The 12,104-nt window shown below is 54.1% G+C and carries 12 protein-coding genes and 1 pseudogene; 9 read left to right on the plus strand and 4 right to left on the minus strand.

All coding sequences use genetic code 11. The features are described from left to right. The first annotated feature begins 3 nt into the window (after window positions 1-3). From AB1A64_RS14755 to AB1A64_RS14775, 5 genes are read left to right on the plus strand one after another with little or no spacing between them, the layout of a single operon-like run. On the plus strand, window positions 4-1,260 hold the full coding sequence (locus AB1A64_RS14755; protein WP_366552101.1) for a nitrous oxide reductase family maturation protein NosD: 1,257 nt from the start codon (window positions 4-6) through the stop codon (window positions 1,258-1,260). Continuing rightward, on the plus strand, window positions 1,250-2,143 hold the full coding sequence (locus AB1A64_RS14760) for an ABC transporter ATP-binding protein (protein WP_366552102.1): 894 nt from the start codon (window positions 1,250-1,252) through the stop codon (window positions 2,141-2,143). Before AB1A64_RS14755 ends, AB1A64_RS14760 begins: the two co-directional genes overlap by 11 nt. Next, a complete protein-coding gene (locus AB1A64_RS14765; RefSeq protein ID WP_366552103.1) occupies window positions 2,140-2,961 on the plus strand; it encodes an ABC transporter permease subunit in 822 nt (273 codons plus the stop codon). Before AB1A64_RS14760 ends, AB1A64_RS14765 begins: the two co-directional genes overlap by 4 nt. Further along, window positions 2,958-3,473: a nitrous oxide reductase accessory protein NosL gene (locus AB1A64_RS14770; RefSeq protein ID WP_366552104.1), complete on the plus strand. Its 516-nt coding sequence runs from the start codon at window positions 2,958-2,960 to the stop codon at window positions 3,471-3,473. The genes AB1A64_RS14765 and AB1A64_RS14770 overlap by 4 nt, the downstream gene beginning before the upstream one ends. Beyond that, entirely contained in the window at window positions 3,470-4,372 is a 903-nt protein-coding gene (locus AB1A64_RS14775; protein ID WP_366552105.1) for an FAD:protein FMN transferase, read from the plus strand. Before AB1A64_RS14770 ends, AB1A64_RS14775 begins: the two co-directional genes overlap by 4 nt. A 417-nt stretch (window positions 4,373-4,789) precedes the next feature. Here AB1A64_RS14775 and AB1A64_RS14780 read toward each other — a convergent pair whose 3' ends face one another. Next, on the minus strand, window positions 4,790-5,719 hold the full coding sequence (locus AB1A64_RS14780; RefSeq protein ID WP_366552106.1) for a hypothetical protein: 930 nt from the start codon (window positions 5,717-5,719) through the stop codon (window positions 4,790-4,792). Between the two features lie 390 nt (window positions 5,720-6,109). On the opposite strand from AB1A64_RS14780, the gene AB1A64_RS14785 reads away from it, so the two are divergent. Together AB1A64_RS14785 and gntH are read left to right on the plus strand one after the other, a co-directional pair. Further along, window positions 6,110-6,460, plus strand: coding sequence for a cupin domain-containing protein (locus tag AB1A64_RS14785; RefSeq protein WP_170401141.1), 351 nt, complete (start codon window positions 6,110-6,112; stop codon window positions 6,458-6,460). Between the two features lie 173 nt (window positions 6,461-6,633). Then, window positions 6,634-7,761 (plus strand): guanitoxin biosynthesis MBL fold metallo-hydrolase GntH, encoded by a 1,128-nt coding sequence (gene gntH, locus AB1A64_RS14790; protein ID WP_366552107.1) that lies wholly within the window; start codon window positions 6,634-6,636, stop codon window positions 7,759-7,761. Window positions 7,762-7,970: 209 nt separating this feature from the next. On the opposite strand, the gene AB1A64_RS14795 is transcribed toward gntH, so the two are convergent. The 3 genes and pseudogenes from AB1A64_RS14795 to AB1A64_RS14805 form a co-directional block, all read right to left on the minus strand. Further along, the gene (locus tag AB1A64_RS14795; RefSeq protein WP_366552128.1) at window positions 7,971-8,477 is read right to left on the minus strand and encodes a zinc-binding dehydrogenase; all 507 of its coding nucleotides are present in this window, start codon (window positions 8,475-8,477) and stop codon (window positions 7,971-7,973) included. 147 nt (window positions 8,478-8,624) lie between these two features. Further along, window positions 8,625-9,005 (minus strand): annotated as a pseudogene (locus AB1A64_RS14800) (alcohol dehydrogenase catalytic domain-containing protein); the annotation flags it as partial. 54 nt (window positions 9,006-9,059) lie between these two features. Then, window positions 9,060-9,908, minus strand: a complete 849-nt coding sequence (locus AB1A64_RS14805) for a TauD/TfdA family dioxygenase (RefSeq protein WP_366552108.1) — start codon at window positions 9,906-9,908, stop codon at window positions 9,060-9,062. A 144-nt stretch (window positions 9,909-10,052) separates the two neighbouring features. On the opposite strand from AB1A64_RS14805, the gene AB1A64_RS14810 reads away from it, so the two are divergent. Then, window positions 10,053-10,940: a LysR family transcriptional regulator gene (locus AB1A64_RS14810; RefSeq protein ID WP_366552109.1), complete on the plus strand. Its 888-nt coding sequence runs from the start codon at window positions 10,053-10,055 to the stop codon at window positions 10,938-10,940. 647 nt (window positions 10,941-11,587) lie between these two features. Continuing rightward, window positions 11,588-12,013, plus strand: coding sequence for a GFA family protein (locus AB1A64_RS14815; RefSeq protein WP_366552110.1), 426 nt, complete (start codon window positions 11,588-11,590; stop codon window positions 12,011-12,013). Window positions 12,014-12,104: the final 91 nt, after the last annotated feature.

Below are 12,104 nucleotides of genomic sequence, written 5' to 3' on the forward strand. Positions count from 1 at the left end.
CCCATGCGTTGGCCCCTGCTCATACCGCTCCTGCTTGGCTCGCCCCTTTGGGCGGCGGACTGGGATGTGCCCAACCGGGCGGGGGCCATCAATGAAACACTGGCGCAGGCAGCGGATGGAGACACCCTCCGCCTGCGCCCCGGTATCTATACCGAAACGCTTGTGCTAGACCGGCCCGTCACCATCGACGGGCTGGGACAGGCCACCATCGACGGACAAGGCGCAGGCAGTGTCATCACCGTGACCGGACCGGGCGTAACGGTGCGCGGTCTGACGGTGATTGGCTCGGGCTCGAGCCATGACGGGATCGACAGCGGCATCCAACTGACCAAAACAGCCAAGGCGCCGGTGGTCGAGGATAACGTGCTGCTGGGCAATCTCTATGGCGTTGACATTCACGGCGCCAGGGACAGCATCGTACGTGGCAATCGGATCGAAGGTCGGCAGGACCGGCGGATGAATGACCGCGGAAATGGCGTCTATGTCTGGAACGCCCCCGGTGCGCGGGTTGAAGACAACGACATCCGCTATGGCCGTGATGGGATCTTTGTGAACTCGTCGAAAAAGAACACCTTCACCGGCAACCTGTTCCGCGATCTGCGATTTGCCGTGCATTATATGTATGCCGATGACTCGGTGGTCAGTGACAATGTCTCGATCGGCAACGATCTGGGCTATGCGGTGATGTTCACAACCAATGTGACCGTGGCCAACAATGTCTCGATCGGTGACCGCGAACATGGCGTGATGCTGAACTACGCCAATAAAAGCACCATCACCGGCAATGTGGTGAAAGGTGCCAAGGAAAAGTGCACCTTCCTGTATAATTCCAACAAGAACGAATTCACTGACAACTGGTTCCAAGGCTGTGGCATCGGCATCCACTTTACCGCTGGCAGCGAACGCAACCGCATCGTTGGCAATTCATTCATCGGGAACCGGACGCAGGTGAAATATGTCTCGACCAAATGGGTCGAGTGGTCCGAGGACGGGCGCGGCAACTATTGGTCCGATTTTGCCGCCTATGATGTGGATGGCGACGGCGTGGCCGATGCCCCCTATCGCCCCAACGATTCAATGGACCATGTGCTGTGGACCCAACCCGCAGCCAAGTTACTGCTCGGCTCCCCTGCCGTACAACTGGTACGCTGGTCACAATCGGCCTTTCCGGCACTGCTGCCGGGCGGCGTGATGGACAGCAACCCATTGATGCAAGCCCCTGAACCCCCAGCTATGAAAAAGGTGCCTCATGACGGATAAGGCCCTGTCTATTGACCATGTATTCAAGGACCGAGGGAAAACCCGCGTTCTTGACGATATCACCCTGTCTCTTGCCCCCGGTCAGCGCGTGGCGCTGCTGGGCCATAACGGCGCAGGCAAGTCGACCCTGATCAAATCCATCCTCGGCCTGACGCCGATCCATGGCGGAGCCATCCGGATCGGCGACGCCACCCCCGGCAGCGCAAAAGCGCGGCGCGAAACGGCGTATCTTCCCGAAGCGGTGTCGTTTCACCCCGCTCTAACCGGGCGGGAACAGCTGACCCTGTTCGCGAAATTGTCAGGAACCAAAGCCGATGTGCCCGGACTGCTGAACCGTGTTGGCCTTGCCGAAGCACTGGACCGCCGGATCGGAACCTATTCCAAAGGGATGCGGCAACGTCTGGGATTGGCGCAGGTCCTGCTGGGCCAGCCAAAAGTGGCGCTGTTGGACGAGCCGACTTCGGGGCTGGACCCGATTTCGCGGCAGGATCTATACGCCATCATTGACGAACTGGCGGCCCAAGGCACCGCCGTCCTGATCGCCAGCCATGCGCTGACCGAGGTTGAAGCGCGCACCGACCGCATCGCCATCATGCGAAAGGGCCGGATGGTCGCCGATGACACTCTTACGAACCTGTCAGCTCTGGCCGGTCTGCCGATCCGCCTGCGCGTGCGCGCCAGCATGAACTCTGAAGAGCTGGCCGTGGCACTAGGCGGCAACAGAATCAACGGCGCATCCGTTGAGCTGCTGTGTTCCCCCGACGACAAAATGGAGGCCCTGCGCCGGATCGCCGGAATGGGCGACGCCGTGGCGGATGTGGAAATGACCCCACCCAAGCTTGAAGACCTCTATCGCCACTACGCACAGGAGGAGATGCAATGACCCGCTTCCTTGCTATCACCCGCACCGAAATGCTGATCCTGCGCCGCAACCGCTGGCTGCTGGTGGCGACGCTGATCATGGTGCTGTTCGCCTTGGCGTTGACCTTTGCGGGCAGCGCACCCACCGGCACGCTGGGCGTCGATATGCTGACCGTCTCGGTCGCTTCGATGACCACGCTGTCGGTTTATCTTACCCCCCTGCTGGCGCTGATGATTGCCTTCGACGCCATTGCGGGAGACGTGGACCGGGGCAGCCTGTCGCTGCTGCTGTCCTATCCGGCGGGACGTGGCGAAATCCTATTGGGCAAATTCACCGCCCATCTGGCCGCGCTGGCCTTTGCCATGACCGTTGGCTTTGGCACCGCTGGCGCGGTGGCCGCGTGGTTCGGCGGCGCGGGGCCGGACAGCCTGATGGCGCTGGCCCGTCTTATTCTCACATCCATCCTGCTGGGCGCCGTGTTTCTGGCGCTGGGTTACTTGCTGTCTGCCCTGGCTAGGGGCGCCACGGCAGCAGCAGGTTTGTCGGCCGGGCTCTGGCTGGTTTTTGTCGTCCTTTATGATCTGGGCTTGTTGGGAGCCGTCGTCATGGACAAGGGCGGCACCTTCACTCAATCCGTCTTTCCGTGGGTGATGGTAGCCAACCCGGCCGACGCATTTCGTTTGTGGAACATCGCCGCGACCGAGGGCGTTGCCATGGCCTCGGGCATGACCGGCGCCGCGCAGGCACTGCCGGTCTGGGCCGCTCCTGCCTCCCTGTTAATCTGGCCGGTATTGGGCTTTGCTCTCGCCCGCCTCGCTTTCCGGAGGGTCGAGCCATGAAACGTCTTGCTTTGATCGCGTTTGTCGCGCTGGCGGCCTGCAAGGAAGAAGTCGCCGAGGCCCCGGACCCAGTGGACCTGACCCCCGATGCGCTCAGCTTTTTCTGCCAGATGAACATCGCTGAACATGGTGGCCCCAAAGGTCAGATCCATCTGGAAGGCTACCCCACACCACTGTTCTTTGCCCAAGTGCGCGACATGATCGCCTATCTGAAAAGTCCCGAGCGTGATGCCCCCATTACCGCCGTCTATGTCAGTGACATGGGGGTTGCGCCCAACTGGCAACAGCCGGGCGTTTCCAACTGGATCGCCGCCGATGGCGCAAGCTTTGTTGTCGGGGCCAATGTTGCCGGCGGCATGGGAGCGCGCGAGGTAGTGCCCTTTGCAGACCCCGCTGCCGCCGAAACCTTTATTGGCCAGTACGGTGGCAACTTGCTGCCTCTGTCCGACATCCCCGACACCGAGGTTCTGGGCCCCGTTGATCTGGACTTGAAACTGGAGACCCCCTCATGACCGCCCTCTCCCGCCGTCGGTTTCTGACCATGTCCGCCGCTTGTGCCGTCTTTCCCGCAGGTGCCAAATCTGCCCCAACGGCCCACTGGCGCGGGGTCGCGCTGGGGGCCTCGGCAAGCTTGCGACTTGAGGGGCTGACCGACACACAGGCCGCGCCAATCATCGCCGCGGTCGAAGCCGAAGTGAACCGGCTTGAGAACACCTTCAGCCTGTACCGACCGCAATCCGAACTCAGCCGCCTAAACCGCGACGGCCACCTTTCAACACCGGCGCCCGAGTTACTGAACGTTCTCAGCTTGTGTTCGGCCTTGCACGAGGCCACAGACGGCGTTTTCGATCCTTCAGTTCAACCGCTCTGGTCCGCGTTGGCCAACGGGGCCACCTCACAAGAGATCCATTCCGCCCGAAAATCCATTGGATGGTCTCGCGTTTTTATCGGGGCCGAAATGATCCGCCTGCCCCGCCCCGGTCTTTCAGCCCTAACGCTGAACGGGATCGCTCAGGGCGCCATCACTGATCGCATTGCGGCTTTGCTGGCCGTACACGGTCTACGCGATGTACTTGTAAATATGGGGGAAATCTCCGCCCGTGGCCATCGCCAAGACGGGCAAGCCTGGCAAGTCGGTATGGCCGGACCCGGCAGAGAAGTTCTCAAATCCATCGAATTAAGCGATCGCGCCGTTGCCACTTCGGACGCAGGCAACTTCATGCTGACCGATGATCAAGGCCACATCCTGAATCCGCAAGACGAGACAGCAGCGAGCCACATGGTATCGGTCTCAGCCCCCAGCGCAGCCATTGCCGACGGGCTGTCTACGGCCTTGTGCGCGTTGCCTGAAACGCGCGTTGACGCCGTGGTCAGGTCATTCCCCGAGGCGCGCATAGAGATGTACATCTGAAAAAACTTCGGTGGTAATCTTAGTAAGCGAGGCCATTGGCTTTCCAATAAGCCAAACCATAAAGTGCCCGCAATAGCTTACAACATAAGCCGTTGTTCCGTCCGCATCAAAAAATGGTAGGTGGCGGAGACGAAGTCAGCGCAACAAAGCTCGCAGGCTTTTGTTAAATATACAATAAAATGAGCCACAAAGAGTAAATACCACAATAGATACCACACTAGGCTGGATATTAAGCCAGGCATAGCGCAAGGTGTCATGTTACAGAACGTTGGTTAAACACTTATAACAGACACTCACGCGGGTTGCAGCAAACGACTGCTTTGAGCCCTAGCCGTTTTTCATATCAGCGCACTTACAAGTGGCGGTTCAAAACGAAATTGAGCTTACTGGTTGTTGTTGGACAGGAGCGGTCTCGACTTAGAACCGCAGACCGAAGCCTATCGAAAAACCGGAAAATTCTTCAGCAACTACACCGTTTAACATTAAACGTCCCGCTTGAACGGCCGGTAGCCCGGTCAAGCGAGTATCAATCTCAAGTCCGATACCGGCAGTTGCTAGCCAATCGGTATCAAGAACGGTTGCACTGTCACCGTGATACAGCACTACGCCAGCATCCAGAACAAGTTGCGTTGGGAGTTCGAAGATTTTGACGTCTTCCAGCGGATAGCGATGACGTGAGAACAGGGTTGTTTGATTAGAACTCGCGCTTGCGTTCCCAGCCTGCGGCTCGTTGATCGGGTCAAACTCCAGGAAAGTTTGACGGATGCGATATTCTACCTGCCACGGTCCAAATTGCGCCTCTCTGAAAATGCTAAGCGAAGCGCCAACGCCCAATGCATTCAAATTTCCATCAATCAATTCGTTGGAGCTGGATCCCGCTCGCAGCAATGGAAAGTCGCCAAGAATGGCATCAGCAGTTACTTGGCCAAGTGAGGCATGTCCGACCGGTCGGATCTTCCACTCATTAACCAAAGGAAACTCCCAGCCGATGCCTACAGTTGCTGCCACACTGGACCAAGTTACATCCAACTCAGTACCGGGGGCGATCTCTGGGAAAAAGAGTACTGGATTATACTTTTGATAGGCAACAAGACCCTCTAAATACAGCCCGTTTCCAAATGGCTTGTAGCCTCCTCGCAGCTGCGTCGAGCGGAGACTCTTGGTACCTCCGGAAGCATCAAGAAAAGAAAACGAGGATAAAGTCTCGTTTGGGGTGGCAGCGATACTCAAGACAGACAAAGCCGCTCGTGCAGCAGCCTCGGAGGCATCAGGATTTACGCTTTGAGCAAGGGATGGATTGGTCGAATTTGCTGCCGATAACGCAGCGAAAGCAAGGATTCGTCTCAATGTATGGGCTCATTAACCAAAAAAAGGAAGGCTAAGCGATGTCTCGCAATCCTAGCATTTCACGGACAAGAATGCCGCGCCTTTTTCCACATTTGTTTTGCTGTTAGTCAAATTGGTCTCGGTTGTGACGTTCTAAGAAAAACCGTTCCAGTTCTTTATTGGTTTATAAGCCGATTTCACCGATCGATGGTGCCCGAGGCAAACGACAGCTTTGTCCGCATAGCAGACGTCGGCGCTCCCTATTGTTGACTTTCGACCGTCCGCTTAGAGCCCGTAGCGAACACTGCTTTTGGCTAGGTGCAGCGCTCGAATTGACCGAATTTACGCGGCGGTTACACTACTGGCGATTTATTGGATTCAACATCAGAAGAAATGCGGGGGATAAGTTCCATGGGTATTCACAGATTAAATCCTGCGGGAGATCAGCTTGAACCTTCTGATCTTGTTCCGACAGAGGCGTTTACAACAAGCGACGCGACGGAACTTATCCACTACGACCATCTTGATGAAAACTCGGGAATTTCGTCAGGGGTTTGGAAATGCGCCCCGTGCCGGGAAGAAATTGATGCCTATCCGGTGAACGAGATGATGACGGTTATTTCCGGTTCTGTAACGATCACCGATGATGAAGGTACACCGCACACATTTTCTGGTGGGGATACATTTTTTATCTCCAAGGGAACAAAATGTATCTGGGAGATCACGGATACGTTGCACAAATTTTTTATGATCGCCGAGTAATCCATATAACCAACGGCAGCTCCGTCCGCGTTGCTGACCTTGATGCCCTCTGAAGCGACCCGATGACCTACCGAAACCGTCAGATGACCGGTTTGAGCCCAAAGCAGACGTCGGACTTTGGACTGATATAATTTAGTTGTAACATAGATTGCGTCAGCAAGTCGGAGGAAGCTGTGCGTCTAAGATTATTACCGGCATTGAGTTTTGTATTTGCATCGATTTGCTGCGGCGCTGCTTCAGCTGGTTCATCCGGAGAGAGAAAGTTCTATTATCCAAACACAGAGCCGCTCGGTGAAGCGGAGATGCGAGTTATCTCGCTGGGAACTGGAACACCTAATTTTCGACATTCCCAAGCGTCAGCGTCGTGGTTGGTTGAACTTGGCAATGGCGACAAGTTTCTCTTCGATGTCGGAACCGGTTCGTTAGCAAACTTAGCCGCTTTGGAAATCCCATACACTTATCTCGACAAAGTGTTCATCAGCCACTTGCACGTAGATCATATAGGAGACCTCGATGCACTTTTTGTGGGTGGCTGGGTGTCAAACCGAACGGTTCCACTGCAAGTTTGGGGGCCAAGTGGCTTAAAGCCAGAATACGGGACCGCTGCGGCCATGGATGGCCTCCAGAAAATGTTGGCCTGGGACGTGGCAGGCCGGCGCGGGAATATGCCCTCCGCTGGTGGACACCTTTCGGTGACTGAGTTCGACTATTCTCAGACACAAGTAGTTTATGAAAGCGACGGTGTTGTCATTCGATCCTGGCCCGCGATTCACGGCATAGACGGTTCAGTGTCCTACAGCTTGGAGTGGAAAGGACTAAAATTCGTCTATTCAGGTGACACCAACCCGAACAAGTGGTTCGTGGAGAACGCTAAAGAAGCGGATCTTGTCATTCACGAATGCTACTTAACGATCCAACAATTCATCGATATCAAAAACTACGACCCTGAACGCGCCCGATTAGTGGCAACCGTGGTTCACACGCCACCAGACGCGTGCGGAAAACTATTCTCGATGATCGAGCCGCGGCACGCGATTGCCTACCATACATTTGCCGATTTCGATATTGCTCCCGAAACAATAGCTGCAATCCGAAAGACCTATGACGGACCGCTCACTTTGGCTCAGGACATGCTCGTTTGGAATGTTTCGGAAGATACCGTGAGTGTTCGAGAGATCGTCGGATCAGAGAGTCCGTTGCCTGTTGACCCCCCAAAACCTGCTGGCCCACCTGACCCCAGTGAAAGAACAGAGTTGTCAGATTGGCTTAATGCAGGTCGCCTTAAATTTAGCGGAGACTAGCCTGCAATCCGCTTCAGTGGATTTAGCGGCTGCTTTGTCCGCAACGCGGTCATTCAGGCAGAGTGCAGCGAATGACTGATCAGAGCCCAAAGCAGGCGTTCATTGCGTTACCCGGAACAACCAGTTTGCGCGAAAAACTGAATTTGCATAGGAGCGCACAACGATAAAGAGAATGACTGTTTAAAGAACCTATCAGGCGTTTGGACTGATCACGGCTGAAACCTCGTGATAACAGCGGTTCCTGGGGAAGTTGGTCCATTCATTGCTCGAAGTTCATTGCTAGCCTCTTCCAATCGGACCTCCCGGGCGACCATTGGCTGGATATCCACTTGACCACGTTCGATCAGTCCTAGAAGGCGTGGGTATTTCCATGAAGGCATACCACGAGTGCCGAAAAACGAGAGTTGTTTGGAATAGATTGCCCGCATGTTCACGCGCATCTGGCCGTCGCCCGACGGCATACCAATTTGCACGTGTCGACCAAGGATGGCGAGACACTCTAAGGATGCGTTCGTCGTTTTTTCGATGCCCAGTGCTTCTATGGAAACCTGTGCTCCTCCATCCGTGATATCTCGGATCGCTGCCGCGGCGTCTTGTTTGCTTGCATTTACTGTGGCGTCTGCACCAATGAGCTTTGCATGCTCAAGTTTCTCTTCAACCACATCCACTACGACAACTCGGCATCCAAGCATTTTTGCCAATAGAAGAACGGACAAGCCAATCCCTCCCGTTCCGTGGACAGCCACCCATTCACCAGCTGCGACATCTGCACGGTCAGTCAAAGCATGCCAAGCCGTGGTTACACGACACCCGAGCCCTGCCGCCAAGGCAGGAGACAGCGTTTCTGGCAAGTGAACCAAGTTGTGGTCAAAAGGCACGGCAACGTATTCTGCGTAAGCACCTGGCGTTCCAAATCCAGGAACGATTTGGTTAGCACAAGTGTTTGATACACCTGTTTGACAAGCGTTGCAGCTACCGCACCCCAAGATGAATGGCGCTATAAGGCGGTCACCAACACTGTGCTTCGATTGAGGCCCGGCCTCTACTACAGTTCCACAATATTCGTGCCCTAAAATGGAGCCATTTTTTACTTTGGGGTGTGCGCCAGACCATCCATGATAATCTGAGCGGCATACGCCACAGGCAGCGACCTCCAGGACCACTCCATTGTCTGGGCAGGTTGGATCCGGGACCGTCTCAATCGAAAGATCTTCACAAAACTTTCTTACGACTGCAGCTCGCACTTATCGCTCCTAAAGATTTGGCTTCTTTGATCCAGCAATTCGGTTCGGTCGAGTCTAAACAGGTCTATCGCCTTTCACGGTCACACGTCGCCCTTTTCGCTCTGCGGGCCAATAGTCCCAGATAGCGCGATGCATACAACACCGGTTGTCCCAAAAGGCCATGTCGTTAAGCGACCACCTGAACCGGATTTGATAGTTGATCTGTTCAGCATGCTCGAAAAGCATGTTGAGGATCGCGTCGCTTTCCTTTTCCGACAAGCCCAAAACCTTTGTTGTAAATGTTCGATTCACAAACAGCGATTTCCGGCCCGTTTCCGGATGAGTCCTAACGATCGGATGAACAGCTTCGGGACAGTCAATTTCGCTGTCTTTTTGCCCCCGGTCGCTATAGCGGCCTTTGTAGATATGCTCGGAACTATGAAGTGCAGATAACCCGCCGATCATACCTTTTATCGGTTCAGAAAGATCGTCGTAGGCCGCATACATATCACTGAACATAGTGTCCCCGCCACAAGGAGGGGCGATATGGATTTGTAGCATAGTTCCAAGGGGGGGTGTCTCATCGCAAGAGACGTCAGAGTGCCAGAACTCACCGTTTGCTACCTTGGAATTCTTAGTTGCATGTATTTCGAATATCTCCGGATACCCGTCCATCGTTGGGGCTGCGGGGTGTGCGTGAAGCGGCCCAAAGCGTTTCCCAAATTCAATGTGCTGCGCAGGTGGTATTTCCTTCTGCTCTTTGAAGAACAGCACCTGGTAGGTGTGAAAAGCGTCGCAGATCTCCGCAAACTGATCGTCAGGTACAGGCCGGCTTAGATCGACTCCGTAGATCTCAGCCCCGAGATTTGGAGCGAAGGGTTTGGCGACGATGGAAGTATAGGTGTTGGATTTAGGAGCAACCATAAGCACCTCTGGGTTTGGTTTCATAGGGCGGGCTATGCGCAAGGTACACATCAGTAAAAATGAACAAAAACGAAAAATCTTTGACTAATTAGTGAAAAAAATTCACATAATGATCACGGTTTTAGCGGTAGCGAGGTTATCGGAATGAGCATTCGGGCACTGCGAACTCTAATCGCAGTTCATCGACATGGTAGCTTCCGTGCCGCGTCAGAGGCGGAGCATCTAACTCCGTCGGCGGTCAGTCACCAGATGCGAAATCTGGAGGTCGCGTTGGGGCTCGAACTATTTGACCGATCAGCCAAGTCGCCCAAACTTACTCATACCGGGCTAACGTTCGTCGGAGAGGCTGCTGCGGTGGTGGCCGCATATGACGGTTTGGCGGAAAGGGTGAAGTCGAACAACGAACTCTCTGGTGAAATAACTTTGGGTGCCGTTCCAACGACCCTGACTGGATTAGTTCCGACTGCGCTGGCGCGGCTAAAGTCCGTGCATCCGGATATCCTTGTACGGATTGTTCCAGGTTTGACCAATCAGCTTTTGCTACAGTTGGACCGCGGGCAGATTCAAGCGGCAATCATCTCCCGACCAGATGTTCTGCCAAACACATTGGAATTCTCAGAAATTGTATCTGAAAAATTGGTCCTGCTTGTCTCGGAAAACACCCCAGATTTACCTTCGAGAGAACTGCTTGCTGCGTCACCGTTTATTCGCTTTACGCGTGATGCGGTTGTAGGAAGGCAAATCGAGACTTGGCTGCAAAGAAAGGGCATTGAAGTCAAAGACGCCATGGAGCTTGAGAGTCTTGAAGCAATCTCAAGTATGGTGGCCGCTGAACTTGGCGTATCAATCATACCAGACAACCGTTTAGCTGCATATGACCATCTGCGGCTCAAAAGGATCCCCCTTGAACAGAAGGGACCAGAACGCATTGTTGGCTTGGCAAGTATGACGGCATCGCCTCAAACCAAAATGATCGACGCAGTTACAGCGGCGCTATTGGAAGCAGCAGATAGTCAACGGGTTTGTCTGTGAGTTGGCACTACGATAGGTATCCACAAGATGTTTTTGATCATTAGAAGTAAGACAACTGGAAGTCAAAATTGGGCTTGGTTCTGTGACTGGCATGCAACGTGGAGAAAAACAGCTTCAAGCCCATAGCGAAAAATCATCCGATGTCCTTGTGCCCTTCTACAAAGTATCTCTGCCACTAGCCAAAGCAAACTTCAGAGATGGTGAGGCAACGTACGGCCGGAAAAACAGTATTGACGCTCTAAATCTGCAGTCTAATTCCTTTGCTACCCTTGCAAAAAGCAGACTGCGTTTGTGATCTAACAATTTACCTTTACGGTCACTTGCGGTCCAAGAGTAAGGTACCCACGTTGCTGGTTCGTCGGTAGTGAGTGACGTTGAGCCAGCTTAGTCTGCACGGCTTTAAACGCTGTCTGAGTGGGGCCTCGCTTGCGCTAAACTATCCCCAACTCGGCCTCGCGAGGTTTCAGACACCGCTTGAGGGGTTCCCGATGGAACATAGCACCAGCCATCCAACCAACGCTGTCCGACGTCTGTTTCGAGCCCGAATTGAACTTGAGCTCCGACGTTTTCTGCTGATGAAACGTCCAAAAGTATCCATCTAAAAAACACCAGATTCTTATGCTTCGGGAGGTTAGGAGAAAAAAAGAATGGCGACTCGTGGGTATTGTCTGTGTAAAAAAACAAGTTGGGTCTACCACGGTGACCAAACATGGTCATGCTATTGCCACTGCGATGACTGCCGTCGGAATTGCGCCGCGCCGGTGGTTGCTTGGTTCGGTGTGCCGATAGAAAACTTTGAATGGACCGGTGCTAAACCCCGCACTTATGAAAGCTCCAAAGGCGTTTTCAGGCACTTTTGTGGAACTTGCGGGTCACCAATTGGGTTTGAAGCCGATCACTATCCAGGTGGTATGCACCTCTATGCTGCGTCGCTCGAAAACCCGGAAAATTTCGAACCGACTTTTCACGTTAACAAGCAAAGCAAGTTGCCTTGGCTTCAAATGACTGATGATCTCGACGCGTTTGAAGGCACATTATTACACACCCCTAACGACCCAGACGGATATCAGTAGATTGCGAAGCCACCGAATTTTCAAATGGCGGGTTCGTCCGCAACTCTGCTATTCAGAAGATTTCAGCGAACCTCCGCTGCCGTTCAGTGCA

This window comes from Ruegeria sp. ANG10, assembly GCF_040705255.1.
GTDB lineage: Bacteria > Pseudomonadota > Alphaproteobacteria > Rhodobacterales > Rhodobacteraceae > Ruegeria.

Excerpts from the sequence above, each read along its gene's own strand:
- AB1A64_RS14755 (WP_366552101.1), top strand. The coding sequence starts at position 4 with ATGCGTTGGCCCCTGCTCATACCGCTCCTGCTTGGCTCGCCCCTTTGG.
- AB1A64_RS14760 (WP_366552102.1), top strand. The coding sequence starts at position 1,250 with ATGACGGATAAGGCCCTGTCTATTGACCATGTATTCAAGGACCGAGGG.
- AB1A64_RS14765 (WP_366552103.1), top strand. The coding sequence starts at position 2,140 with ATGACCCGCTTCCTTGCTATCACCCGCACCGAAATGCTGATCCTGCGC.
- AB1A64_RS14770 (WP_366552104.1), top strand. The coding sequence starts at position 2,958 with ATGAAACGTCTTGCTTTGATCGCGTTTGTCGCGCTGGCGGCCTGCAAG.
- AB1A64_RS14775 (WP_366552105.1), top strand. The coding sequence starts at position 3,470 with ATGACCGCCCTCTCCCGCCGTCGGTTTCTGACCATGTCCGCCGCTTGT.
- AB1A64_RS14785 (WP_170401141.1), top strand. The coding sequence starts at position 6,110 with ATGGGTATTCACAGATTAAATCCTGCGGGAGATCAGCTTGAACCTTCT.
- AB1A64_RS14805 (WP_366552108.1), bottom strand. The coding sequence starts at position 9,908 with ATGGTTGCTCCTAAATCCAACACCTATACTTCCATCGTCGCCAAACCC.
- AB1A64_RS14810 (WP_366552109.1), top strand. The coding sequence starts at position 10,053 with ATGAGCATTCGGGCACTGCGAACTCTAATCGCAGTTCATCGACATGGT.
- AB1A64_RS14815 (WP_366552110.1), top strand. The coding sequence starts at position 11,588 with ATGGCGACTCGTGGGTATTGTCTGTGTAAAAAAACAAGTTGGGTCTAC.